The 26133-nt window shown below is 51.8% G+C and carries 22 protein-coding genes and 3 tRNA genes; 13 read left to right on the top strand and 12 right to left on the bottom strand.

Going from position 1 to position 26133, the window contains the following annotated elements:
- Positions 1–39: 39 nt before the first annotated feature.
- Positions 40–1710 (top strand): glutamine--tRNA ligase, encoded by a 1671-nt coding sequence (gene glnS, locus CX650_RS12685; protein ID WP_101096013.1) that lies wholly within the window; start codon positions 40–42, stop codon positions 1708–1710.
- 63 nt (positions 1711–1773) lie between these two features.
- Here the strand turns inward: glnS and CX650_RS12680 are convergent, their stop codons facing one another.
- Positions 1774–2370 carry a Yip1 family protein gene (locus CX650_RS12680; RefSeq protein ID WP_039033881.1) on the bottom strand — a complete coding sequence of 199 codons (597 nt, stop codon included), beginning with the start codon at positions 2368–2370 and terminating at the stop codon, positions 1774–1776.
- A gap of 187 nt (positions 2371–2557) precedes the next feature.
- On the opposite strand from CX650_RS12680, the gene miaE reads away from it, so the two are divergent.
- Positions 2558–3322 carry a tRNA isopentenyl-2-thiomethyl-A-37 hydroxylase MiaE gene (gene miaE, locus CX650_RS12675; RefSeq protein ID WP_039033882.1) on the top strand — a complete coding sequence of 255 codons (765 nt, stop codon included), beginning with the start codon at positions 2558–2560 and terminating at the stop codon, positions 3320–3322.
- 155 nt (positions 3323–3477) lie between these two features.
- Here the strand turns inward: miaE and CX650_RS12670 are convergent, their stop codons facing one another.
- Together CX650_RS12670 and CX650_RS12665 are read right to left on the bottom strand one after the other, a co-directional pair.
- Positions 3478–4215 (bottom strand): UDP-2,3-diacylglucosamine diphosphatase, encoded by a 738-nt coding sequence (locus CX650_RS12670; RefSeq protein ID WP_101096012.1) that lies wholly within the window; start codon positions 4213–4215, stop codon positions 3478–3480.
- 10 nt (positions 4216–4225) lie between these two features.
- Complete coding sequence (locus CX650_RS12665) at positions 4226–4720, bottom strand: peptidylprolyl isomerase (RefSeq protein ID WP_039033884.1); 495 nt, start codon at positions 4718–4720, stop codon at positions 4226–4228.
- Between the two features lie 144 nt (positions 4721–4864).
- Between CX650_RS12665 and cysS the strand changes: the two genes are divergently transcribed.
- Positions 4865–6244, top strand: a complete 1380-nt coding sequence (cysS, locus tag CX650_RS12660) for a cysteine--tRNA ligase (protein ID WP_101096011.1) — start codon at positions 4865–4867, stop codon at positions 6242–6244.
- A 102-nt stretch (positions 6245–6346) separates the two neighbouring features.
- On the opposite strand, the gene folD is transcribed toward cysS, so the two are convergent.
- Entirely contained in the window at positions 6347–7201 is an 855-nt protein-coding gene (folD, locus tag CX650_RS12655) for a bifunctional methylenetetrahydrofolate dehydrogenase/methenyltetrahydrofolate cyclohydrolase FolD (protein WP_071238335.1), read from the bottom strand.
- A 238-nt stretch (positions 7202–7439) separates the two neighbouring features.
- Here folD and CX650_RS12650 point away from each other — a divergent pair.
- The 9 genes from CX650_RS12650 (at position 7440) to CX650_RS12610 (ending at position 16450) form a co-directional block, all read left to right on the top strand.
- Positions 7440–7516: transfer RNA gene (locus CX650_RS12650), tRNA-Pro, on the top strand.
- A gap of 67 nt (positions 7517–7583) precedes the next feature.
- Positions 7584–7660: transfer RNA gene (locus tag CX650_RS12645), tRNA-Arg, on the top strand.
- Positions 7661–7669: 9 nt separating this feature from the next.
- Positions 7670–7745 (top strand) — tRNA-His (locus CX650_RS12640).
- A gap of 246 nt (positions 7746–7991) precedes the next feature.
- Positions 7992–9296, top strand: coding sequence for a trigger factor (gene tig / locus CX650_RS12635; RefSeq protein WP_039033887.1), 1305 nt, complete (start codon positions 7992–7994; stop codon positions 9294–9296).
- A gap of 91 nt (positions 9297–9387) precedes the next feature.
- Complete coding sequence (gene clpP / locus CX650_RS12630) at positions 9388–9996, top strand: ATP-dependent Clp endopeptidase proteolytic subunit ClpP (RefSeq protein WP_039033912.1); 609 nt, start codon at positions 9388–9390, stop codon at positions 9994–9996.
- 88 nt (positions 9997–10084) lie between these two features.
- Complete coding sequence (clpX, locus tag CX650_RS12625) at positions 10085–11365, top strand: ATP-dependent protease ATP-binding subunit ClpX (RefSeq protein WP_101096010.1); 1281 nt, start codon at positions 10085–10087, stop codon at positions 11363–11365.
- Between the two features lie 129 nt (positions 11366–11494).
- Positions 11495–13852, top strand: coding sequence for an endopeptidase La (gene lon, locus CX650_RS12620; protein WP_101096009.1), 2358 nt, complete (start codon positions 11495–11497; stop codon positions 13850–13852).
- A gap of 257 nt (positions 13853–14109) precedes the next feature.
- Positions 14110–14382 carry a nucleoid-associated protein HU-beta gene (hupB, locus tag CX650_RS12615; protein ID WP_025010704.1) on the top strand — a complete coding sequence of 91 codons (273 nt, stop codon included), beginning with the start codon at positions 14110–14112 and terminating at the stop codon, positions 14380–14382.
- A 208-nt stretch (positions 14383–14590) separates the two neighbouring features.
- A complete protein-coding gene (locus CX650_RS12610; protein ID WP_101096008.1) occupies positions 14591–16450 on the top strand; it encodes a SurA N-terminal domain-containing protein in 1860 nt (619 codons plus the stop codon).
- Between the two features lie 461 nt (positions 16451–16911).
- On the opposite strand, the gene CX650_RS12600 is transcribed toward CX650_RS12610, so the two are convergent.
- The 8 genes from CX650_RS12600 to pspF form a co-directional block, all read right to left on the bottom strand.
- Positions 16912–17124, bottom strand: a complete 213-nt coding sequence (locus CX650_RS12600; RefSeq protein WP_025010701.1) for a TOBE domain-containing protein — start codon at positions 17122–17124, stop codon at positions 16912–16914.
- Positions 17125–17353: 229 nt separating this feature from the next.
- Positions 17354–18556, bottom strand: a complete 1203-nt coding sequence (gene fabV, locus CX650_RS12595; RefSeq protein WP_039033891.1) for an enoyl-ACP reductase FabV — start codon at positions 18554–18556, stop codon at positions 17354–17356.
- A gap of 116 nt (positions 18557–18672) precedes the next feature.
- Complete coding sequence (locus tag CX650_RS12590) at positions 18673–19458, bottom strand: peptide ABC transporter ATP-binding protein (RefSeq protein ID WP_039033892.1); 786 nt, start codon at positions 19456–19458, stop codon at positions 18673–18675.
- Entirely contained in the window at positions 19439–20446 is a 1008-nt protein-coding gene (locus CX650_RS12585) for a peptide ABC transporter ATP-binding protein (RefSeq protein ID WP_039033893.1), read from the bottom strand. Before CX650_RS12585 ends, CX650_RS12590 begins: the two co-directional genes overlap by 20 nt.
- Before the next feature lie 2 nt (positions 20447–20448).
- The gene (locus tag CX650_RS12580; protein WP_039033894.1) at positions 20449–21339 is read right to left on the bottom strand and encodes an ABC transporter permease subunit; all 891 of its coding nucleotides are present in this window, start codon (positions 21337–21339) and stop codon (positions 20449–20451) included.
- On the bottom strand, positions 21326–22357 hold the full coding sequence (locus tag CX650_RS12575) for an ABC transporter permease (RefSeq protein WP_039033913.1): 1032 nt from the start codon (positions 22355–22357) through the stop codon (positions 21326–21328). The genes CX650_RS12580 and CX650_RS12575 overlap by 14 nt, the downstream gene beginning before the upstream one ends.
- On the bottom strand, positions 22357–23961 hold the full coding sequence (locus CX650_RS12570) for an ABC transporter substrate-binding protein (RefSeq protein ID WP_226683883.1): 1605 nt from the start codon (positions 23959–23961) through the stop codon (positions 22357–22359). The genes CX650_RS12575 and CX650_RS12570 overlap by 1 nt, the downstream gene beginning before the upstream one ends.
- Before the next feature lie 226 nt (positions 23962–24187).
- A complete protein-coding gene (pspF, locus tag CX650_RS12565; protein WP_101096006.1) occupies positions 24188–25267 on the bottom strand; it encodes a phage shock protein operon transcriptional activator in 1080 nt (359 codons plus the stop codon).
- Between the two features lie 179 nt (positions 25268–25446).
- Here pspF and pspA point away from each other — a divergent pair, with 179 nt between their 5' ends.
- Positions 25447–26130, top strand: a complete 684-nt coding sequence (gene pspA / locus CX650_RS12560; RefSeq protein ID WP_101096005.1) for a phage shock protein PspA — start codon at positions 25447–25449, stop codon at positions 26128–26130.
- Positions 26131–26133 lie beyond the last annotated feature (3 nt).

The raw sequence follows: 26133 nt of genomic DNA, 5'->3' as shown, positions 1-26133 counted from the left end.
CTTTTCGTTAGACTGCCATTGTTCGCAAAGAGGAATTTCATGAGTCATGTGGACACCGAAGTACGTCCAAGTAACTTCATTCGCAATATCATAGATGAAGATTTGGCGAGCGGTAAGCACACCAATGTGCACACCCGTTTCCCACCAGAGCCTAATGGCTTCCTGCACATAGGTCATGCTAAATCTATCTGTTTGAATTTCGGTATTGCCAGGGATTATCAGGGCCAGTGTAATCTGCGCTTTGACGATACCAATCCGGAAAAGGAAAATATCGACTATGTGAATTCCATTAAAGCGGACGTGCAATGGCTGGGCTTCCAGTGGGCAGGTGATATCCATTACTCGTCAGACTACTTTGATAACCTCTACGGCTATGCCGTTGAGTTGATCAAAAAAGGTCTGGCTTATGTGTGTTTTCTCAATGGCGAGCAGATGCGCGAGTATCGCGGCACTTTGAAAGAGCCGGGCAAGAATAGCCCTTATCGTGACACCGGCGTTGAAGAAAACCTGGCGCTGTTTGAAAAGATGCGCGCCGGTGAGTTTAAAGAAGGCGAGTGTTCACTGCGGGCCAAGATAGACATGGCATCACCTTTCATGTGTATGCGCGACCCGGTGATCTACCGAATTAAGTTCGCTCATCACCATCAGACGGGTGATAAGTGGTGCATCTATCCCATGTACGACTTTACCCACTGTATTTCTGATGCGCTGGAAAATATCACTCACAGCCTTTGTACGCTGGAGTTTCAGGATAACCGTCGCCTCTATGACTGGGTGTTGGATAATCTGGATGATTTCAAGATCCCCAACCGTACCCGTCAGTATGAGTTTTCACGCCTGAATCTGGAATATACCCTGATGTCCAAGCGTAAGCTCAACGAGCTGGTGGTGCGTCAGTTGGTTAATGGCTGGGATGATCCCCGCATGCCGACTATCGCCGGTCTGCGCCGCCGTGGTTACACCCCGGCCTCCATCCGTGAGTTCTGTGATCGCATCGGCGTGACCAAACAGGATAACCTGGTGGAAGTGGGCATGCTCGAAGCCTGTATCCGTGAAGAGCTAAACGACAATGCCCCAAGAGCCATGGCGGTTATCGACCCGGTTAAGGTGATCATTGAGAACTATCCAGAAGAGCAGTTGGAGCATGTTAGTGCGCCGGTGCATCCCAATAAGGAAGAACTGGGTAATCGTGAGCTGGCCTTTGGCCGTGAACTTTATATCGATGCGGCCGACTTCCGTGAAGAAGCCAACAAGCACTACAAGCGTCTGGTGATGGGCAAAGAGGTGCGTCTGCGCAACGCCTATGTGATTAAAGCCGAGCGTTGCGACAAGGACGCTGACGGTAAGATCACCACCATATACTGCAGTTATGACCCTGAGACTCTGGGTAAAAACCCTGCCGATGGCCGCAAGGTTAAGGGCGTGATCCACTGGGTCGAAGCCAGCAGCGCTGTACCTGCCGAGTTCCGTCTCTATGATCGCTTGTTCGTTGACGCTAATCCGGCCGCGGCAGAAACGGTGGATGAAGTACTGAACCCGGAATCTTTGGTGGTTAAGCATGGTCTGGTTGAAGCCGGTCTGGTGCAAGCAGAGGCCGAAAAGGCCTATCAGTTTGAGCGTGAAGGTTACTTCTGCGCCGACAGCAAGGACTCAAGTCCAGATAAGCTGGTATTTAACCGCACTGTGGCATTAAGAGATTCATTCGCTTAATACTTCGAGGATACAGATAGAAAAGGCGCTCATTGAGCGCCTTTTTCATGTCAGCCGCGTTTACTATTGCAGTATTGGGCCGAGTCCCATGCTCCAGAGGATCACACTGCCGGCCATCAGTGCCACCAGGAGCACCAAGCCTGCGGTGACAACAGAGCTGGCATAGATAAAGCCTTTTTCTTCGGGAATGTTCATTATGATAGGGACCCCGGTATACAGCAGGTATACGGAGTAGCTAAGACCTATCAATCCTATCACCATAATAAACCAGAGTTCAGGGTAAAGCGCCGCCAGCCCCACCATAAACAGCGGCGTGGCGGTATAGGAAGCCAGTTCCAGACACTGGGTAAAGTCCGGGTGGGCATCAAAGGTTTGGCCCATCCAATAGGCCAGGTAGGCGAGGGCAAATACGCCGAATACCAAACTACAGTACATACCGGCACACATAAAGAAGCCGCTTTGTGCCGTTAGAAAAAGAGGTTCGCCGGCACCGGGATTCCAGCCGATGTGCACAGCGGCGATATAACTGCAGATAGAAGGGATGAGCGCAATGAGTAGCAGGTGACTGAGACAACTTTTCAATGCCTCATGGTTTTGTTCTATGGTTTGCCATTCCTGTTTAGGATGGGTATATAACCCCATTAAGTGATTCAATACCATTATAATTATCCTTATTCCGCTTTGACTTTTGCTCGTCAAACTGCAGACGAGCGTTTTACCGCTCTGAGTCTATTTATTGAACAAAAACGGCGGGGCGTCAAGTTTGCGCGCCGAGAGGCTGTGGGCATAGCATTGGCTTGCTGGTAGACTTGGCGACCTTGAAAACTCTTGTGGAAGCTTGACCTCAATGCAGCAGTTACTCGCCCCTGTAAAAGAATTCCTGGCCTGTGAAACCCCGGACAGCTGGATAGCAGCTGCCAAAGAGGAGCATAGACTGGCCGAATTGCTGATAGATCACTGTAATTGTGAGCTTAAGGCGGCGCAGACGGCGATGTTTTTGGTACGCAAGTATGCGGTGGATAAGCAAAGTGGCGAGCAGTTGCTCACCTGGGCCAAGCCCTACGAAGAGTTTGTTTATCGAAACGACAGGGATATGGCGGCATTTCTGGCCAGAGAAGTGAAGAAGAACGAGTTGATTGGTGAGTTGACACCCAGGGCGGGGTTCACCCATGGCCCTGAACTTATCGCCAAGATGATCCGCCTTATCAAAGAGGAGTTTCATCACTTTGAACAGGTGCTGGAGCTGATGTTGGCGCGCAATATCCCATACAGCAACATCCGCGCCGGCCGTTATGCCAAGGGGATGATGAAGCATGTTCGCACCCATGAGCCAGCGACTCTGATAGATAAACTCATAGTGGGCGCCTTTATCGAGGCCCGCTCCTGTGAACGTTTTGCCAAGCTGGCACCCTGGCTTGATGATGAGCTTAAACGTTTTTACATTTCGCTGCTGCGTTCTGAAGCGCGTCACTATCAGGATTATCTTTCATTGGCCGAGGCGATTGCCGGCGAGGATATCAGCGCCAGAGTGGCTTATTTTGCCGAGGTGGAAGCCGAGCTTATTCTAGCGTCGGATGATGAATTCAGGTTTCACAGCGGCGCGCCGCTTTAAACTACTCGATGTTGCGCCAATACTAGGTAAATGCAGATGCCGACAGGGTCGGCAGCTGAGACTGATTGGATGGGTTTTATCGGTTACCAGGGCAGGCCAGATTCAATGCGGGGCGACACAGCCACACAGATAAAACTGGGGCTGAATGAGCTCAACTAAAGCCGGGTCTGCGGGCTTTTCTCTATAAAAGGCAGGCTGGTCAGTTCTATGTTCTCGGCACTGATACTCAAGACACTTCCCTGCTCATACCAGTCTCCCACCACCAAGCGCTGCCTATTAGCCACTAATTGATGGATATCCGGTCTATGGGTGTGACCGTGGATCATCAACTCGGCGCCGGTACTGGCAAACAGTTCATCAACCGCACTCGGCTCAACATCCATTATCTCAATGCTTTTCAGCTGATTCTGCATCTGGCTGTTTTGCCTGAGCTTGGCGGCAATATTGCTGCGGGTCTTTTTCGGCAGATGGCGGTATATCCAGCGGGGCAATGCCATATTGCGAAACCGGCGAAAACGCTGGTAGGCCTTGTCCAGAGTGCAGAGGCTGTCGCCATGCAGCAGCACTGTCTTGTGGCCATAGAGATCCAGTCGATACACTTCGGGCAGTAAGGTCATCCCCGCTTTGGCGGCGTATTCTTTCCCCAGCATAAAGTCGCGGTTGCCGTGGATAAAGTATACCGGCAGGGTGCGGCTGACTTCATAGAGACGCTCGGCCAGCGCCAGGGCAAAGGGCTCAGCCAAATCATCACTGACCCAAACCTCAAACAGATCCCCCAAAATATAGAGGGCGTCGACCTGTTCAAGACAGGTATCGAGGAAGTGATAGAAGGCGTTGAGGATATCTTGGCGATCGGCACTTAGGTGCAGATCGCCGATAAAGAGAGTGCGCATTCAGCAGTTATCAGTCAGCTATAGTCACTTTCTCGATGATCACGGCTTCCAGAGGCACATCCTGGTGCATGCCGCGGTTGCCAGTGCTTACGCCTTTGATGGCATTAACCACGTCCATACCTTCTACCACCTCACCGAATACACAGTAACCCCAGCCTTGGATTGACTCGTTTTTGAAATCCAGGAAGGTGTTGTCGTTGACGTTGATAAAGAACTGCGCGGTGGCGGAGTGAGGATCAGAGGTGCGGGCCATGGCTATGGTACCTGTCTTGTTTGACAGGCCATTGTTGGCTTCGTTACGCACAGGGGCATTGGTAGGTTTCTGTGACATCTGCTCGGTAAAGCCGCCACCCTGAACCATAAAGCCATCGATAACGCGGTGGAAGATAGTGCCATCATAGAAGCCTTCCTGGGCGTACTTGATAAAGTTGGCCGCAGTCAGAGGGGCTTTTTCACTATCCAGCGCCAGTTTGATGTCGCCGTGGTTGGTGTGCAATGTAATCATGATCGGATCCTCAGGATAAATTTTGTTGGCGGATTCTAACTTATCCGACTCCGGCTATAAAGGGCAGTATTCAAGAGCTTGTGGCAATGTTAAACTGCCAGATTCGTTTTACCCACTAATCCTATATTGTTGAAGAGAAAGTCGATGTTGAAGATATACAACAGTCTGAGCCGCCAAAAAGAGGAATTTAAACCGATTAACCCAGGTAAAGTGGGTATGTATGTATGTGGTGTCACCATATACGACTTGTGTCATATCGGTCATGGCCGGACCTTTGTTTCCTTTGACATGATAGTACGCTACCTGCGTTACGCAGGTTACCAGGTTAACTTCCTGCGCAATATTACAGATGTGGATGACAAAATCATCAAGCGCGCCAATGAAAATGGCGAGAGCTGCGATAGCCTCACTGAGCGTCTCATCGGCCAGATGCACCAAGACTTTGATGCCCTGAATATGCTGCGCCCCGATATGGAGCCAAGGGCGACTCTGCATATTGCCGAGATTATCGAAATGGTGGAGGCGCTAATCGCCCGTGGTCATGCCTATGTGGCCGATGATGGCGATGTACTTTTCAGCGTCGCTTCTTTCCCTGAATACGGCAAGCTTTCCGGGCAGAACCTGGAGCAGTTGCAGGCCGGTGCCCGGGTCGAAGTGGACGAGCACAAGCGCGATCCCATGGACTTTGTGTTGTGGAAGATGTCCAAGCCCGGCGAACCCACTTGGGATTCACCTTGGGGCCCGGGTCGTCCCGGTTGGCATATTGAGTGCTCTGCCATGAACAGCAAACACCTGGGATTGCATTTCGATATTCATGGCGGCGGCAGCGATCTGCAGTTCCCGCATCATGAAAATGAAATCGCCCAATCTTGCTGCGCCCACGACACGCCTTATGTGAACTACTGGATGCATACCGGCATGGTGATGGTCGATAAAGAGAAGATGTCCAAGTCGCTGGGTAACTTCTTCACTATTCGCGATGTGCTGGCGCATTATGATGCCGAAACTGTGCGTTACTTCCTGTTGTCCGGCCACTACCGCAGCCAGTTGAATTATTCGGAAGACAACCTCAAGCAGGCCAGAGCCGCGCTTGAGCGAATTTACACTGCGCTCAAAGACCTTGACTTGAATGTCACTGCGGCGCCTGCTGAAGAATATGTTGAGCGCTTCAAGGCGGCGATGGATGATGACTTCAACACCCCTGAAGCCTACTCTGTGCTGTTTGAGATGGTGCGTGAAATCAACCGCCTTAAGGGCGTGGATATGGCAGCAGCCTCGGCTCTTGGCGTGTCACTGAAACAACTGGCCGATGTTTTGGGGATTGTCAGCTCTACACCTGAAGCCTTCTTCAAAGGCGAGGGCAGCGACGATGAAGTGGCTGAGATCGAAGCGCTTATTGCCGAGCGTAACCGTGCCCGTGCCGAAAAGGATTGGCCTGCTGCCGACGTTGCCCGCAACAGATTGAATGAGCTGGGGGTGGTGCTGGAAGATGGCCCACAAGGAACCAGCTGGCGCAAGAAGTAATCCTTCTTTGCCAATAATCGAAACGAAAACGCCGGCTGTTGAAGCCGGCGTTTTTTTATCGCTTGAAATTGAAACCAAACTGAGGTTGGTTTCAATCTACCCTTAGTCGTGATATTGCTCTGCGGCAAACAGGGTGTTTTCCAGCAAGCTGGCTATGGTCATTGGACCCACGCCACCGGGAACCGGGGTGATATGGCTGGCGCGCTCACAGGCAAGATCAAAGTCAACATCGCCCACCAAACGGCCGCTGTCGAGACGGTTAATGCCCACGTCTATGACTATGGCGCCTGGTTTGATCCAGCTACCGGGGATAAAGCCGGGTTTGCCGACGGCAACCACCAGAAGATCGGCGCGGCTGACCTTATCCTTGAGATCTTTGGTGAATCTGTGACAAGTAGTTGTGGTGCAGCCGGCCAGCAGCAGCTCCAGAGTCATGGGACGGCCCACGATATTGGAGGCGCCAACCACAACCGCATCCAGTCCATAGGTATCGATACCGGTAGACTTGATAAGAGTCATGATCCCCATGGGAGTGCAGGAGCGCAGTACCGGGATCCGTTGAGCCAAACGGCCAACATTATAAGGATGGAAACCGTCGACATCTTTGTCGGGTCGGATCCGCTCAATGACCTTGGATTCTTTAATATGTTCCGGCAGCGGCAGCTGCACCAGAATGCCATCAATGGCGGCATCTTCATTGAGTGAATCTATCAGGGCCAGCAGTTCTTCTTCACTGGTGGAATCAGGCAGATCATAGGAGCGGGAGATGAACCCCACTTCTTCACAGGCTTTACGCTTGCTGCCGACATAAACCTGAGAGGCAGGATCAGCACCCACCAGAATAACAGCCAAGCCTGGGATACGTTGTCCCGCTGCTTGACGTGCAGCGACTTTTTGCTTTAGCTGTTGTCTTATGGATTGCGCAATCGCTTTGCCATCTATTAGTTGGGCTGTCATGGGTGTAGGATATCCTTTGTATGGCGCGATGATGTTGAAAACGGCGCCATTTTACCAGTGAGGCTTGGGAGTGTCATGGACAAACCGGGTCCAGAACACAGAATTTCGTTAAAGCAGCACGTAATTTCGCCAAGCAGATAAAGTGCTTAAAAAAATCGTTGACGCTTGTCGGGTGAGGGGCTAAGATGCGCTCCGTTCTCGAGGCGAGCCGGTTGTAACCGCGCTTGGAGAAAATTTTCGGTGATTAGCGCAGCCTGGTAGCGCATCTGCTTTGGGAGCAGAGGGTCAGAGGTTCGAATCCTCTATCACCGACCAGATTTCAAGGGCAGTGTGGATAGCATTGTCAGTACCGCTTAGGATGCAAATTTAATTTGCAGGTCCTGCGCCCGTAGCTCAGTTGGATAGAGCATCCGCCTTCTAAGCGGATGGTCGCAGGTTCGAATCCTGCCGGGCGTACCACTTTCGGTGGTGATTGTAGCTCAGTTGGTAGAGCCCTGGATTGTGATTCCAGTTGTCGTGGGTTCGAGCCCCATCAGTCACCCCACTCTTTATTAAAAAAAGCGACCTTAGGTCGCTTTTTTTATGCCCTTTTCTGTGGCATTGAGGCTCGACTCCACTAAGAACGGTCGATATAATGCTGCGTCTTGATAACAATCAACAATGTGCGACCGGTGCCGGAATTCACTTCTGATGGGCATTTAAGTCAAGTTAAAGATCAAGAAACGAATACCTGAATAGTTGAAACAATCGGCTATTGCAAAGGACGTTAGACACATTTCGAGGTAAAACAATGCAAGTTTCTGTTGAAACAACCCAAGGCCTGGAGCGTCGCCTGACCATCTCTGTTCCTGCAGAGCAGATCGAAAAACTGGTTAAAGACAGCCTGCAACGCGAAGCCAAGCGTGCCCGCATCCCAGGCTTCCGTCCAGGTAAAGTCCCAGCAAGCGTGATTGAAAAGCGTTACGGCAAAGCGATTCGCCAAGACATTACCGGTGAAGTAATGCAGCGCAACTTCATAGAGGCCATCATTGCCGAGAAGTTGAACCCTGCCGGTGCTCCTACCTTTACCCCAGGTGCCACTGACGCCGAAAAGTTTGAGTTCACCGCGACCTTTGAAATTTATCCAGAAGTTGAAATCAAAGGCTTGGACGGTATCGAAGTTGAGCAGCCTGTTGCCGAAGTACAACAAGCCGACGTTGATAACATGATCGAAACCCTGCGCAAGCAACACGCGACTTACGAAGCGGTTGAGCGCGCTGCCGAAGACGGTGACAAAGTGGTTATCAACTTTGTTGGTAGCGTTGACGGTGAAGAGTTTGAAGGCGGCAAGGCCGAAGACTTTGAACTGCAACTGGGCAGCGGTCGCATGATACCTGGTTTTGAAGAAGGCGTTAAAGGCCACAAAGCCGGTGAAGAGTTCGACATCGACGTGACTTTCCCTGAGGAATACCACGCTGAAAACCTGAAAGGCAAAGCCGCCAAGTTCGCTATCACAGTGAAAGAAGTCAAGGGCGCCAACCTGCCTGAAGTTAACGACGAGTTCGCCAAGCTGTTCGGTATCACCGATGGTGGCATCGACGCTCTGAAAGCTGAGATCAGCAAGAACATGGGCCGCGAGCTGGAACAAGCTCTGAAAGCCAATGTGAAAGAACAAGTTCTTGAAGGCCTGCTGGCTGCCAATGAAATCGAACTGCCAAAAGCGCTGATCGACGGTGAAGTTGACGTTCTGCGTCGCCAGGCCATGCAGCGTTTCGGTGGTCAAGGTGCCAACATGCCTGAACTGCCTGCTGAACTGTTCACAGAACAAGCCGAGCGCCGTGTTAAAGTCGGTCTGCTGCTTGGCGAAGTGATCAAGTCCAACGAGCTGAAAGCTGAAGAAGAGCGTGTACAGGCGTTGATCGCTTCCATGGCTTCTGCCTACGAAGATCCAAAAGAAGTGATCGAATACTACAACGGTAACGAAGAGTTGATGCAGAACATGCGCAACCTGGCTCTGGAAGAGCAAGCCGTTGAAGCGGTTCTGAAATCAGCCAAAGTGACTAAGAAAGATGTCGCTTTTGAAGAATTTATGAACAAGGCTACCGGCCGCGCATAACCTAAGCTTGACTTGCTTGGTTGTTCGCCATTTATAATGGCTCGTATGAGGTCCCTCATGCGGGCCGTTTTTTATTTAGGGAAAGTTAATGATGCATAACGCGCCAGAATCAGTACTTAATGCACTCGTTCCTATGGTGGTTGAGCAAACCGCCAAGGGAGAACGCTCTTACGATATCTATTCACGTTTGTTGAAAGAGCGGGTGATCTTCCTGGTTGGTCAGGTTGAAGAGCACATGGCCAACTTGATCGTGGCACAGTTGCTGTTTTTGGAATCAGAAAACCCGGATAAAGAGATCTCTCTTTATATCAACTCACCAGGCGGCTCTGTCACTGCTGGTATGGCTATTTATGACACCATGCAGTTTATTAAGCCGGATGTCAGCACTGTATGTATCGGGCAAGCGGCCAGTATGGGCGCCTTCCTGTTGGCCGGTGGTGCCAAGGGTAAGCGTCACTGTTTGCCGAACTCGCGGGTGATGATCCATCAGCCTTTGGGTGGTTTCCAGGGCCAGGCATCGGATATCGCTATCCATGCCCAAGAGATCCTGGGGATTAAACAGAAGCTGAACCAGATGTTGGCCGAGCACACAGGCCAACCACTGGAAATCATCGAGCGAGATACCGACCGAGATAACTTTATGAGTGCTTCTCAGGCCATGGAATACGGTTTGGTGGATTCGGTTCTGACCAAACGTTAAAGCTGATTTTTGCTTATGGCTGGGCTATGCTCAGATTGAAGACGCTTAAGTGTATGGCAGTAGAGCAGACTGCAAAAGAGGTAGAGTAATGGGTGACAACAAAGGCAACGGTGATAGCGGCAAATTGCTGTATTGCTCTTTCTGCGGAAAAAGCCAGCATGAAGTTCGCAAGCTGATCGCCGGGCCATCTGTGTATGTATGCGACGAATGTGTCGAACTGTGTAACGACATCATTCGCGAAGAGATAAAAGAGATTTCGCCCAATCGGGATCAGGACAAACTGCCGACTCCCCATGAACTGCGCGCTCATCTGGATGATTATGTTATCGGTCAGGAGCAGGCCAAGAAGGTGTTGTCTGTTGCGGTTTATAACCACTATAAACGCCTGAAAAACAGCGTCCCCAAAGATGGTGTGGAGCTTGGCAAGAGTAATATTCTGCTTATCGGTCCAACCGGTAGCGGTAAAACCTTGCTGGCAGAAACCCTGGCGCGGTTCCTGAATGTGCCTTTTACCATGGCGGATGCCACCACATTGACCGAAGCCGGTTATGTGGGGGAAGACGTTGAAAATATCATTCAGAAGTTGCTGCAGAAGTGCGACTATGATGTTGACAAGGCACAGCGTGGTATTGTCTATATCGATGAGATTGACAAAATCAGCCGTAAGTCAGATAACCCTTCCATCACCCGAGACGTGTCCGGTGAAGGGGTGCAGCAGGCACTGCTGAAACTGATTGAAGGCACTGTTGCCGCCGTGCCTCCTCAGGGCGGCCGTAAACACCCACAACAGGAGTTCCTGCAGGTTGATACCTCCAAGATACTCTTTATTTGTGGTGGTGCCTTTGCAGGCCTTGAGAAGGTGATTGAGCAGCGCTCCCATGTGGGTAGCGGCATAGGTTTTGGCGCTCAGGTTAAAGGTCAGGCTGAAAAGGCCACCATCACAGATACTCTATTGCAGGTTGAGCCGGAAGACTTGGTCAAGTATGGCCTTATTCCTGAGTTTATCGGGCGTTTGCCTGTGGTTGCGACCTTGGGTGAACTGGATGAAGCGGCTCTGGTGCAGATCCTGTCCGAGCCCAAAAACGCCATCACCAAGCAGTTTGCCACTTTGTTCGAGATGGAAAATGTCGAACTTGAGTTTCGCGATGACGCTCTCAAGGCGATAGCACAAAAAGCCATGTCCCGTAAGACAGGGGCCCGTGGTCTGCGATCCATCGTTGAAGCGATACTGCTTGATACCATGTATGACCTGCCGTCCATGGATAATGTGGTCAAGGTGGTTATCGATGAATCTGTGGTGAAAGGTGAGTCAGCGCCTATTCTTATCTACGAGAATAATGACTCCCAGGCTGCTGCCGGTGACCAATAACTGAGCAATAAGCTATCAGGTTGAAAATTAAGGAGTCCACTGGGGCTCCTTTTTTTATCTTTACCATTGAAAGCCGAGAAAGCGTCCCAATATACTCAATGTAATCTTTAACTGAAACGGAATCGAACTATGACCCTAGAGCGTGAAGCGCGAATCGAATTGCCCGTGCTGCCACTGAGAGACGTGGTGGTCTATCCCCATATGGTAATTCCGTTATTCGTAGGACGTGAAAAGTCCATCCGTTGTTTGGAAACTGCCATGGCGCAGGATAAACAGATCATTCTTGTGGCGCAGCGGGATGCGGATCTGGACGAGCCTGGCATAGACGATATTTTCGACGTAGGTACAGTCGCTTCCATTTTGCAGCTGCTGAAGCTGCCCGATGGCACAGTCAAGGTATTGGTCGAAGGCGGTAAGCGCGCCCGCATAGAACGTTATACCCAGGAAGAAGAGTTCTTTGTTGCCACCGCACACTACCTGGAGTCAGAAGCGCTGGACGACAAGGAAGAAGAGGTGCTGGTACGCAGCGCAATCAGTCAGTTTGAAGGCTATATCAAGCTGAACAAGAAAATTCCTCCAGAAGTGCTCACCTCACTCTCAGGTATCGAAGAGGCCGACAGACTGGCCGATACCATGGCGGCGCATATGCCGCTCAAGCTGGCAGACAAACAGTCTGTACTTGAGATGGTCAAGGTCGGTGAGCGGCTTGAATATCTGATGGCCATGATGGAAGCGGAAATCGACCTGCTGCAGGTAGAAAAACGTATCCGCTCTCGGGTCAAGAAACAGATGGAAAAGAGCCAGCGTGAGTATTATCTCAACGAGCAGATGAAGGCTATCCAGAAGGAGCTTGGCGATCTCGATGAAGGCCACGACGAATTTGAAAGTCTGAGCCGTAAGATTGAAGAAGCCGGCATGCCGGAAGAGGCCAAAGAGAAGGCGTCTGCCGAGCTTAACAAGCTGAGAATGATGTCTCCGATGTCAGCTGAAGCCACAGTGGTACGCAGCTATGTTGACTGGATGACTTCAGTGCCCTGGAAACAGCGCTCCAAGATTAAGCGTGACCTTTCCAAGGCCGAACAGGTGCTGGATACAGATCACTATGGTCTGGAGAAGGTTAAAGAGCGGATCCTCGAGTATCTGGCGGTACAGAGCCGGGTGAAACAGCTCAAGGGCCCTATCCTGTGTCTGGTTGGCCCGCCGGGGGTAGGTAAGACATCTCTGGGGCAATCTATTGCCAAAGCAACCGGCCGTAAGTATGTGCGGGTGGCATTGGGCGGCGTGCGTGATGAAGCGGAAATCCGTGGTCACCGCCGTACCTATATAGGTTCTATGCCGGGCAAGATTATCCAGAAGATGGCCAAAGTCGGGGTGAAGAACCCACTGTTCCTGCTCGATGAAATCGACAAGATGAGTTCGGACATGCGTGGCGATCCGGCCTCGGCTCTGCTGGAGGTGTTGGATCCAGAGCAGAACGCGACCTTTAACGATCACTACTTGGAAGTGGATTACGATCTGTCCGACGTGATGTTTGTGGCCACCTCCAACTCGATGAATATTCCTGGCCCCTTGCTGGACCGGATGGAAGTTATCCGTCTTAGCGGTTACACCGAAGATGAGAAACTCAATATTGCCAAGCAGCACTTGCTGCCGAAGCAGATTGAACGTAACGGCCTGACGAAGACTGAAATCACTGTCGATGACAGCGCCATTCTCGGGGTGATCCGTTATTACACCCGTGAAGCCGGGGTGCGGGCACTGGAGCGTGAGTTGTCAAAGATCTGCCGTAAAGTGGTGAAGCAGATCATGCTGGAGAAAGACACCAAGCATGTGGATGTCAATCAGGACAACCTCAAGTCTTTCCTGGGGGTACAGCGTTTTGACTATGGCAAAGCAGAATCCAAGAACCAGATTGGCCAGGTGACAGGTTTGGCCTGGACCGAAGTGGGCGGCGACTTGCTGACCATCGAAGCCACCTCAGTGACCGGTAAGGGCAAACTCACCTATACAGGTTCGCTGGGTGATGTGATGCAGGAGTCTATCCAGGCCGCTATGACTGTGGTTCGGGCGCGCGCCGAGCAGTTGGGGATCAACCCTGACTTTTACGAGAAGCGTGATATCCATGTGCACGTACCCGAAGGGGCAACCCCGAAAGATGGTCCATCTGCCGGTGCCGCTATGTGTACTGCCTTGGTTTCCAGCCTGACAGGTAACCCGGTCAAGGGTGAAGTCGCCATGACAGGTGAAATTACCCTGAGAGGTGAAGTACTGCCAATCGGTGGCTTGAAAGAGAAACTGCTGGCGGCCCACCGAGGTGGTATTAAACTGGTATTGATACCCAAGGAGAACGAACGGGATCTGGAAGAAATTCCGGCTAACGTAGTGGCAGACTTGGAAATTCGTCCGGTTCGTTGGATAGACGAAGTGCTGCAATTGGCGCTTGAGCGACCAGTCGAAGGCTTTGAAGTGGTAAAAAATTTGGGCTAACGCAAGAAAATGTCCTATGCCACTAAAAAAAATGAAAAAAGGGGCTTAACAAAACCCAGACCTGTGGTAGCCTAGGTCTGTGGAGAGCCAGTTGTGCCAAGCCCTTGGGGCAACTGGCTTTGAGCTGTATCCAATTTAAATTCTTTGGTTTTCCAACTGAGCTTGAACTTTGGTATCAAGCTTGTTATAAAAGCCTCCGCAGACCGCTCTAGAGAAGGATTTGGTTGCGGCGCGAAAACTACATTCAAGGGGATGACATGAACAAATCTGAACTAATCGAGAAAATCGCTTCTGGTGCTGACATTTCTAAAGCCGCTGCCGGCCGCGCACTGGACTCTTTCATCGCAGCTGTGACTGATGGTCTGAAAGAAGGCGACAAAATTTCTCTTGTTGGTTTCGGTACTTTTGAAGTGCGTGAGCGCGCTGAGCGCACTGGTCGTAACCCACAGACCGGGAAAGAGATCAAAATCGCTGCAGCTAAAATCCCTGCATTCAAGGCAGGTAAAGCTCTGAAAGACGCTGTTAACTAATTAACATCGTAGCCTTTGTAGGCTTTCGTAAAGATTAAGCACTGCCAGGCAGTGCTTTTTACGGATTGAGAAACGCCGGATTAGCCGACGTTTCGGAGTGTGAGGATAGGCTGAAGTAGCGTCTGCAGACTCCATTCATGTTACAGATAGGCGCATCCCACAAGAGATGCGCCTTTTTTTTACTATTAATCGCTAAGCGAGACGTCTGATGTTAGAGAAGATTCGCGAAGGGTCACAGGGCGTAATAGCCAAAGCTATTTTGGTGCTGGTGATACTTTCCTTTGCATTTGCTGGTGTAAGCAGTTACCTGGGTTCCTCCTCAGTGGCTCCGGCCGCCACAGTCAATGGTGAAGAGATTTCCACAACCGAACTGGACCAGGCCTATCAAAGCGAGCGTGCCCGTCTGGAACAACAGTTGGGTGAGATGTTTGACGCCCTGGCGGCCAATGATGCTTACTTGGCCAGTATCAAGCAAGGCGTGCTTGAACGTCTGGTAGCGCAAAAGCTGCTGGATCAAGCCGCCGCTGAAATGGGCTTGCGAGTGTCCAATGCTCAAATTGCAGAAGCCATTAGACAAGAGCCGGCCTTCCAGACTGAAGGCAAGTTTGACAATGATCGCTTCGAAGCCATTCTGCGCCAACTGGGCTATCAACAAGCGACTTTCCGTGAAAGTATGCGGGTGGATATGACTCGTCGTCAGCTGATCAGTGCCTTGATTGGCAGCGAGTTTGTTCTCAACGGTGAAGCCGAATCTCTGGCTAAGCTGCAGGGACAAACCCGTGATATTCGCTATCTCCTGGTTGACGCTGAGCCTTTCCTGGGCCAAGCGACAGTGACCGAAGAGGAAGTTAAATCATTCTACGACACCAATCCGGCCCAATTTGAACGTCCGGAAATGATCAGCCTGGAATATGTTGAGCTTGATGCCAAAGATTTGGCCGATAGCATTCAGGTCAGTGATGAGCAAGCCAAGACTTACTATGATGAGCATCAGAATCAATATCAGACCGCCGAAAAGCGTCTGGCAGCCCATATTCTGATCGATGCCTCGACCGACAACGCCGAAGCCAAGGCTGAGGATCTTCACAAGCAACTGGAAAACGGCGCTGATTTTGCTGCGCTGGCCAAGTCTGACTCTCAGGATACCCTGAGCGGTGAGAAGGGCGGTGAACTGGGTTGGTTTGAGCCTGGTGTGATGGATCCTGCTTTTGATGACGCCCTGTTTGCACTGAGCAAGGGTGATGTTTCCAAAGTGGTCAAGACGCCTTTCGGTTTCCATATCATCAAACTGCTGGATATCCAGAGCGGTCAGACTGCACCTTTCGCCGAAGTGAAAGACAAGATAGTCGCGCAGCTCAAGCAGGATGAAGCTGTCAGCCAATTCTATGGTCTGCAGCAGAAATTGGCCGATACCAGCTATGAAATCCCTGATAACCTGCAGGAAGCGGCCAAGGCTGTTGGTGCAGAGATCAAGACTACCCGACTGTTCGGCCGTGACAACGCGCCAGCACCTTTCGATAAGCCGGAACTGGCCAAAGCCGCCTTCTCCAGTGATGTACTGGGAGGTATGAACAGTGAGCTGCTGGAAGTGGAGCGCAACCATGTCGTGGTTATCCGCGTTAAGGAACATCAGCAAGCCGGCACGCTTGAGTTCGCCGAGGTTAAGCCTGCCATTGAAGCACGTCTCAAGCAGCAAAAAGCCAATGAGATTGCTCGTGACAAGGCGCAGGAATACATGGTCAAGCTCAAAGAAGGTAATGCCGATATCGCGCTGCAGAGCCGCGCCAACCTGGGACGTTTCACCCAGGATGTAGATTCGGCTTTGGTGAGCAAGGCATTCCAGATGGCCAAGGCCAAAGAGGGTTTGAGCGTTGATACTGTGTCGCTGGCTACCGGTTATGCCGTGGTGGTACTGGATGCCATTCATGATGCAGAAAGTGCTCCGGCCGATCAGGTTGCGGCCATCAAGCAAGGTCTTAACAGTCAGTACGGTGAGAATGACTATCGCGCTGTGATCAATATGTTGAAGGCCAAAGCTGAAATTGTTTACCTTGAAAGCGATGAGTAAATAACTTCAATGATTTAACGTAGAAGCCGGTCCAAATGACCGGCTTCTTTATGTCTGGCATTTATCTCCTAGGGTTACCACGAAGCGAGAGTTCCACGAGGACTTATTCGCACTCCACTAAACCCCGGGACTGTATTGGCCCGCTCCTGAAATATGTTCTGTAATGATGGCGGTGGCACCACCTCTTTGGGCACTGAGAAGCACAGGCCGTGGGCTTGATGGACCATGATAGGGATCTTGTCCCGGGAGCACTACTTTGACTTCTGATAATGGCGTATAACGCAGAGCGTTGAAGGTGTTAGTTTTGGGAGGCTTGATGACCTTTCCACGTGCACGCTCGGCGTTGATATAGGCCAGCGTCTCTTGAAAATAGGTTTGTTGTTTTTCAGGGCCCACTACTTTGGCCCAATAGATATCCGTATATATAACAAAAAACAGCGCCTTGCGGCGCTGCTCATTGATTATTCGTCAACACCCAGCATTACGCTGCTGGCTTTGATCAGTGCGTATGCACTGTCACCTACTTTAAGCCCCAAACGCTCACAGGAGGCTTTGGTGACCACAGAGGTGAGCTCAACACCCGGAGCCAGTTCAATGGTGACTTCGTTGTTTACAGAGCCTTCTTCGATGGCTTTGATGGTACCGCCAAGACAGTTGCGTGCACTGATTTTCATGGTTTTCTCCTGGAAGAATAATTAGCAAGGTAAAGAGTATAAACTCAATCGTCCTCGAGATGGATGCCTAAGCGACAAATTTGGGCTCCAAGCGCTGATTCTGCAACCATAGGTAAAATGCCCACAGTCGATTCATCGCCTGAAAGCTTATAATTTACCCTTTACTTGTGGTGGTAAAAGAAAACGCCGCTTGATAGCGGCGTTTTTCGGTCAGCGTTATTGTTTCAATTTAGAGTTCAATCACGTCAAACTCAACGGCTGGATTAACGTCGGCATCATAGTCTATGCCTTCGATACCAAAGCCAAACAGCTTGAGGAATTCGGCCTTGTACTCACGGTAATCGGTCAGCTCACTGAGGTTTTCTGTGGTGATTTGTGGCCAGAGATCACGGCAATGCTGCTGGATATCTTCTCTCAGTTCCCAATCGTCCAGGCGCAGGCGGTTGGCATCGTCTACTTCTGGCTTGCTGCCATCGGCCTTGTATAGGCGCTCGCTGAACATACGGTAAATCTGTTCCATGCAGCCTTCATGCAGGCCTTCTTCGCGCATCTTCTTGAAGACCATGGCGATATACAGTGGCATTACCGGAATAGCCGAACTGGCCTGAGTGATCACACTCTTGAGCACAGCGACATTGGCGCTGCCACCCTTGGCGGCCAGTCTTTGGTTTAGCTCACTGGCGGCGCGGTCGAGATCCATCTTGGCTTTACCCAGAGCGCCGTGCCAGTAGATAGGCCAGGTCAGCTCTGTACCTATATAGCTGTAAGCAACTGTTTTGCAGCCATCGGCCAGCACACCGGCCTTGTCGAGGGCATCTACCCACAGTTCCCAATCCTGCCCCCCCATCACAGTAACAGTGTCGTTGATTTCCTGCTCTGTGGCCGGCTCAACCGAGGCTTCAATGATGGTGTCTTTGTTGGTGTCTACCGCGGTAGAGCGATATGACTCGCCGATAGGCTTGAGGGCCGAGCGAATCACTTCGCCGCTGTCAGGCAGTTTACGCACGGGTGAGGCCAGTGAATAAACTATCATGTCTATCTGGCCCAGATCGGCCTTGATCAGCTCAATTACCTTGGCTTTGGCTTCATGGCTGAAGGCATCACAGTTGATGCTTTTGGAATACAGGCCTTCAGCCTTGGCAAACTTGTCAAACGCCGCCGAGTTGTACCAACCGGCTGTGCCGGGTTTGGTCTCAGTGCCGGGTTTCTCAAAAAAGACCCCGATAGTGGCAGCGTCGGAACCAAAGGCGGCGGCAATACGGGAGGAGAGACCATAACCACTGGAAGAACCTACCACCAGTACTTTCTTGGGGCCATTGGCTATCTTGCCTTTGGCCTTGGTGGTGTTGATCTGTTCCAGCACGTTGGCTTCACAGCCCAGAGGATGAGTAGTGGTACAAATGAAACCACGAATTTTAGGTTTAATAATCATGTCTTAGCTTCTTCTTCCGAAAACTGTCATTAGGATAAGTATTTCAACTTGAATTGGTACTGATTTTTTCAAAAAGCCTGCCAACAGGGTAGTGGTTGGAGCAGTTTGGCTTATTCTCAACGCTTGCGGGTCAATTGTGCCTGCTCCTGCAACAATCTTTGGGTGTATTCGTGTTGCGGATCATTGAACAGGGTCTCGGTGGCGGCCTTTTCCACCATCACGCCCTTGTGTAGCACCATGATCTTGTCGCTGACATGACGAATAACATTGAGATTGTGGGACACAAATATATAGGAAAGCCCCATCTCTTTTTGCAGCTTGAGCAGCAGGTTGAGGATCTGGGCCCGCACCGAGAGATCCAGGGCTGTCAGAGCTTCATCGGCGATAATGATCCTTGGGTTGAGCATCAAGGCTCTAGCCACCGCCACCCGCTGCTTCTGGCCTTCGGAAATCATGTGGGGGTAAAACTCCACATGTTCCGGCAGCAAGCCCACTTTACGTAAAGTCTCAACCACCTGCTCGCTACGGGCATGGGCCGACAGCCGGGTATTGAACCTCAGCGGCTCATTGAGCAGTTCCCCTATGGTTAGCCTTGGGTTGAGTGAGGTGTTGGGATCCTGGAATATCATCCGGATAAGTCTGCAGCGGTGTTTCAGATCATGGCTGTCGAGCGGCTCGCCATTGAACAGAATTTCTCCGCCGCTGCGATACTCGGCGCCGACCAAAATGCGGGCCAAAGTACTCTTGCCTGAGCCGGCTTCACCGGCAATAGCCAGGGTTTCGCCACTGTTGAGTTCGAACGAAATGGGCGCCAAGGCCTCAGTATATTGGCGGCGAAAGCCCTTGTAACCGCTGAAATAGCGTTTGCTCAGGTCCGTGACTTTAAGCAAGGGAGTCGTCATCAATAGGCTCACTCTGGTAGGGGAAATGGCAGGCGTAGTATCTGTCTTTATGATGGCTCAGCTGCGGTTGCACCACACATTGTTTACGGGCTTCCGGACAGCGAGGCCCCAGGCGACAGCCTATCGGCAGATGTTGCAGCGCCGGTACCGAGCCCGGCAGAGTCGGCATCAGTGTTTTGTGGGCTGCAGGACCGGAGTAGTCCGGCATATTGTCCAACATCGCCTTGGTATAGGGATGATAAGGCTGTTCAAGTAGCTCTGCGGTAGGTCCGGATTCCATCACCTGGCCGCTGTAGAGCACTGTTAGCCGGTTACACCAGTTCGACAGTGTGTCCAACTCGTGGCTGATCAGCAAGATGGCGACGTTCTGCAACTGATTGAGCTGGGTCAACAGGCGGAATATCTGCGCCTGGGTACTGGGTTCCATCGAAGCCGTGGGTTCATCGGCAATCAACAGCTTGGGACGGTTGGCCAGCGCCATGGCGATCATCACTTTCTGGCATTCACCTTCGGAGAGCTCCCAGGCATAGCTGCCCAGCACCCGCCGCGGTTCCTTGACTCCCACCTTGTGCAGCCATTTCTGGGCAGTGAGGCGCCGCTCTTTACCGCGGCGAAAGAAAGGTATCTGCCTATTTAACGGCATGGCTTCAATCAATTGGCTGCCCACAGTGAGTGCCGGGTCAAAGCTGCCGGAGGGGTCCTGAAATATCATCGACATATCAGAGCCCATAAGGCTGCGCCGCTCCGACTGGGTCATCTCCATCAGGTTGCGGCCATCCCACATCATGCGATCGGCGGTGACAGTCCAGTTGGGGCCGGGGATCCCGAGAATGGCCCGTGCCATAAGAGAACGGCCCGAGCCGGATTCACCGACCAGACCATGGATTTCACCGGCATTGACCGTCAGGCTGACTTTTTCCAGCGCCTTGACTCGTCCCTGAGGCGTGTCCAGTTCTATGGTGAGATTTCGTATATCGAGTAACGGCATAATCAGTTTCTGATGGGCGCAAGCGCCGATCTCAGTCCATCGCCAACCAGGTTGACGGCCAACACACTCAACAGGATAGCGGCTCCCGGAATGGTCACAGTCCAGGGGGCGGTCAGCAGATTATCCAGTCCCTGGAATACCATGGCGCCCCATTCGGATTTGGGTGCCTGGGCGCCGAGGTTGAGAAATCCCAGCGCGGCGATATCCAAAATGGCCGCTGAAATTGCCAGCGTTGTTTGAATAATCACAGTCTCCCAGACATTGGGCATAATCACAAACCAGAATATCTGTAGACCGTTTGCGCCATCCAACTTGGCGGCGGTGACATACTCTTTTTGTAACTCTTCATGCACGGCCTGATGTATGGCGCGCACAAACTGAGGGGTGAGTGCAATCCCCACGGCCCAGAATACGTTCATCAGCCCGGGGCCCATTACCGCGACCACCAGAATAGCCATCAAGAGTGATGGAATCGACAGCAAGGCATCAAGTAGGTGCCCTAGGATACTGGACTTGAGGCCGCGCATCATCCCCGAGAATGAACCTATGATAAATCCGACCAGGAGCGCGGTGGCGACAATTGCCAGTGCCATGCCGAAGGTATAGCTGGTGCCGTGTAGCAGGCGGGAAAAGATGTCCCGGCCGAGATCATCTGTACCGAGAAAGTGCTCAACCGTGCCGAGATCGTCCCAGGATGGCGGTAGTAACAGGGCATTGGGATCTTGAAAATCGGCCGGGTAGGGGGCCATCATGGGCCCGAACATTGTCAGGATCAGCAGACAGAGCACGCCCCAAAGCCCGGCAAGCGCAAAAGGATTGGCGGCAAAGGTACGCCAGAGCTTGAGGCTGGGGGATGGAATATCGTCTTCCTGATAAATCTTAATTTGAGGCATAGAGTTCCTTCCTGCTGAGCGGATTGGTGGCCGTGTGCAGCACTTCAATCAAAATGCTCAGAAAGATAATCAGCAGCGCCACCGCCAGTGTGCCGCCCTGGATCACAGTGTAATCCCGCTGATAGATACCAGATACCAGCCAGGAGCCTACCCCGGGCCAACTGAAGATCACTTCCACCACTATGGCATAACTGGCAAATGGCCCCAGCATAAGTCCCAAGTGTTTGAGCAGGGGGATCAAGGCGTTGGGCAGGGCGTGGCGCAATACGATTTTACTGGTTGGCAGGCCTCTTGCTTCGGCGGCGCGGATATAGGTCTGGTTCATCACATTCATCATCGCCGAGCGGGTAATACGTACCACCACGGTAAAGGGCAACACAGACAAGGTCAGCGCCGGCAGGATTATGTGCAAGGCGGCATCCTTAAAGGCGGATAAGCGATATTGCGAGTCGGACAGCAGGGTATCTATCAGCATAAAGCCAGTCACAGGCTTTATTTCATAGAGCAGGTTTATCTGCCCTGAAATTGGTAGCCAACCCAGCCTGACCCCGAACCAAAGTGATAGGGACAGCCCGAGCCAAAATACCGGAATCGAGTAACCTGTCAGTGTTACCGCCATGATGGCATTTTGGGTCAGTTTCTGTTTACTCAGCGAGGCCAGCACTCCGAGCGGTACCCCGAAGATGATGGCAAATAAACCGGATACAGTTGCCAGCTCGAAAGAGGCCGGCAGTACCGCCAACAGCTCTTCTGCTACCGGCCTTTGAGAGGTCACCGAAATACCGAGATCGCCACTGAGTCTCTGGGTTAAATACCCCATAAACTGGGCCAAAGAGCCGCCATCAAGATGATAATCGGCGATGATTTGCGCCTCCTGGGTATCACTCGGTGCCTGGATCCCGGTCAGGGCGTAAATGCGGTCAACCGGAAACAAACTGGTGGCATAGAAGAGTACACCAATCAGCAACAGAGAGGTGGCGACAAAGAGGTTGAGTCTGCGCAATAGGTAAGCAGCCATCATTCTTGATCCTTGGCGGGCGGCATTGGGGCATCTGCTGCCGCTTTATTGCTGTGGCCTATATTGGCAAAGGCGATGCCGCCAAAAGGCGTTAGGCTGGTTTCGGTTACACTGGCATTTTTTAGCGCCATACGTTTGGCATGTGCCAGACTGACCAGCGGCATATCTTGTGCCAGAATCGCCTCGGCCTGGCGGTACAACAAACTGCGACTTTCTCTGTCTGTCACGCGTCTGGCCTGGTTGAGCAGGGCGTCAAATCTGGGGTTACACCAGCGGGAACGGTTGTTGTTGGAGGCGATGGAGCCACAACTGAGCAAGGGGGTGAAGAAGTTATCCGGATCGCTGTTGTCGGCGTTCCAGCCGATGAGTACCGAGTCATAGTCACTGCGTGCCAGTTTTTGGGTAAAGACACTCCAATCGTAGTTGACGATATTGACCTTGACACCTATGGTCGCCAAATCGGCCTGGATCAGCTCGGCGGTCTTCAGCGCATTGGGGTTGTAAATTCGTGCCACAGGCATAGCCCAGATATCCAGTTCCAGTTTCTCTATGCCGGCTGCGTCCAGCAGCGCCCTGGCTTTGTCCGGGGCATAGTCATAACTCTTGGCCGAGTCGGAATAAGCCCAGGATGAGGGCGGCAGTATACCGGTTGCCTCTACGGCGGTGTCCTGATAAACGGCCCTTAGCAGGTTTTGCTTGTCGATGGCGTAAGCCAGCGCCCGTCTGACCCTGACATCGTTGAATGGCGGCTTTTGGGTATTGAAGGCCCAATAGGCCACGTTCATTCCGGGGCGACTCTCCAAAACCAGGTTGTCGTGCTGCTCAATCACCGGCAACTCACCGGCCTTGGGCAAGGCCGAGACGCTGCAATCGCCGGTGATCAGCTTGGCCAGGCGGGTGGTACTTCGCGGCGTGATATCGAACACCAACATTTCAGACTGCGGCATATTGCCCCAGTAACCTGGGTGGCGTCGATAACGGATATATTCATTCTTAACATACTGCACCAGCATAAAGGGGCCTGTCCCAACCGGCTGGTTATCCAATTGCTGCGGGCTGCCTTGGGCGAGAAGCTGATCGGCATATTCTTTGGAAAGGATCACCGCAAAGTCGGTGGCCAGGTTGGACAGGAATGAGGCATCGGGCTGGGTGAGTTCAAATCTGACTCTGTATTCGCTCAGTTTGCTGATGGATTTTATCAGCCCGGCAAAGCCTATACTTTGGAAAAAGGGGTAACCGCCTTGGGCCACGTCGTGGAAAGGGTGCTGTTTGTCTATGATGCGATTGAAACTGAATAGTACATCATCGGCGTTAAAAGGCCGACTGGGGTGAAAGTAGGGCTGCTCGTGAAACCGGGTACCCTGGCGCAACTCAAACTCATAACTGAGCCCATCTTCGCTTATTTGCCACTCGGTTGCCAGTGCCGGGGTGATATCGCCGTTCTCGGGATCATAATCCACCAAGCGACTGTAAATCTGGTGCGAGGTGGCATCGATAGTGGTTCCTGAGGTCACCAGCTGTGGGTTGAAGGACTCGGGATTGCCCTCGGAGCAGTATACCAGGCCGGAGGGCACTTTCTGTTGACCACAGCCGCCAAGCAGCATTGTCAGAGCCAGGCCGGTCAATATGCTCCCGGTCAGCTTCAGGCGCCGGCATGAGCGGAATAATCGCCCTGCCACAAGATCTCCGTAGAGCTTGCTCCTGGAGACTTGCGCTATTGCTTCAGAGCTTCGCCCAGGGCGTAACGTCAGCAGATTCATTGCAAAATCGTTAGTTATTCAGATGTTGACCGAACATTTTAGCAGTGCAGCCGTTACTTGGGCAATCGGCTTATGCCTTATCGAGCAAATTGTATTTTTTCAGTATGCCTCTGAGCTGATGGTAGCTAAGTCCCAGTAGTTCGGCGGTTTTCTTTTGATTGAACTGGCTGGCACTGAGCGCACGTTGAATCAGGTCGGTCTCGAAGTCTTCACAGCACTGTTTGAAGTCCACCGGGAACTGTATCTGGTTTGCCGAAGGTTTCGGGCTATCGTTTGTCGCTGCGGCGGCACTGCCGTTAAGGATTTCATTGCCAACTTCAGCGGTCACCAGCTGGCGACTATGAGTCTTGACCCGCTTGGTGGGCCGGTAGGGCGAGGCAAAAGGATCGAGCACTATGTTCTCTATCGGTTCTGGGTTATGACCATGGCGATAGACGCTGCGCTCTATGGCGTTTTTCAGCTCCCGAATATTACCCGGCCAGCTGTGATCCATCATGGTCGCCACGGCTTCGGCGGCAAAACCGGTAAACAGCTCCAGCTTGAGCTGACGCGCCATCCCCACGGCAAAGTATTCGGCCAATGGCAGAATATCTTCCCGGCGGCAGCGCAGCGGCGGCAGGGTGATCACATCGAACGCCAAACGGTCGAGCAGATCGGCTCGAAACTCGCCGGCTTCCGCCAGACTGGGTAAGTCTTCATTGGCGGCGCAAATAAGTCGAACATCGGCATTGAGGGTTTTACTGCCGCCCACCCTTTCATATTCGCCATATTCAATGACCCGCAGCAGCTTCTCCTGAATGAGGCCGGACGTATTGGCCAGTTCATCGAGAAACAGGGTGCCGCCGTCGGCGCGCTCGAAGCGGCCTTCATGACGGCCCTTGGCGCCGGTAAATGCGCCGGACTCATGGCCAAACAGTTCACTTTCCAGTAGATTTTCACTCAGAGAGGAACAATTGAGTTTGATAAAACTCTGATCCCAGCGTTGGGAAAGATAGTGTAGACGTTCGGCGATCAGCTCTTTACCCGTCCCCCGCTCACCTATGATAAGCACGGGTTTGGACAGTGGTGCGATTTGGGAAACGTGCTCCAACACCTCCAACAGGGCATTGGATTGACCGATAAGGTTGTCTTGTTGATAGGGATTGGCCACGATAACAGTTAGTCTTAAACGCTAATAATTGGTGAAAATCATAATATGCGGGTAGGTTAAATAAATAAAGTAAAAGTTAAGATTTATATTATGTCATTGATATTATTGATAAATTAAAAGTTGGCACGGGATCTGTATTACAAGAGTCGAGACCCACAATAAATGTAGAGGACAGGATTATGGGAATTTTCACACGTTTTGCCGACATCATTAATGCCAACATCAGTGCCTTGCTGGACAAGGCAGAAGATCCGGAAAAAATGGTGCGCCTGATCATTCAGGAAATGGAAGATACCCTGGTTGAAGTACGTTCTACTTCGGCTAAAGTATTGGCAGAGAAGAAAGAGTTACTCCGCCGTATTGGCAAAGTGCAACTTCAGGTGCAGGATTGGCAGGAAAAGGCCGAACTGGCACTGACCAAAGACAGGGAAGATCTGGCCAAGGCCGCGCTGGTTGAAAAGCAGAAAGCCGCTACCCTGGCGCAGACTCTGGAGCAAGAGCTCGAGGTGGTTGAAGAGCATATTGCCCGCCTGAAAGAGGAAGTGGGTCAACTGCAGGAAAAGCTGGCCGATGCCAAGGCTCGCCAGAAAACCATCATAATGCGCAAGCAAACTGCTTCTTCACGCCTGGAAGTGAAAAAGCAGCTGGATTCCAGCAAAATCGACAATGCCATGCTCAAGTTTGAACAGTATGAGCGTCGCATCGAAGGGCTGGAGGCTGAAGTTGAGTCCTATGATCTGGGTGGCAAGAAGTTCAGTCTGGAAGAGGAATTTGCGGCACTCAAGGCCGAAGATTCTGTCAGCGCCGAGCTGGAAGCCTTGAAGGCCAAGGTGAAAGGCGATAGCGCCAAAACCAAAAAATAATAC

The sequence above is a fragment of the Shewanella indica genome, from assembly GCF_002836975.1.
Lineage (GTDB): Bacteria > Pseudomonadota > Gammaproteobacteria > Enterobacterales > Shewanellaceae > Shewanella > Shewanella indica.
The sequence above is the reverse complement of the archived record's forward strand: the minus strand, read 5'-3'. Positions and strand labels throughout refer to the sequence as shown.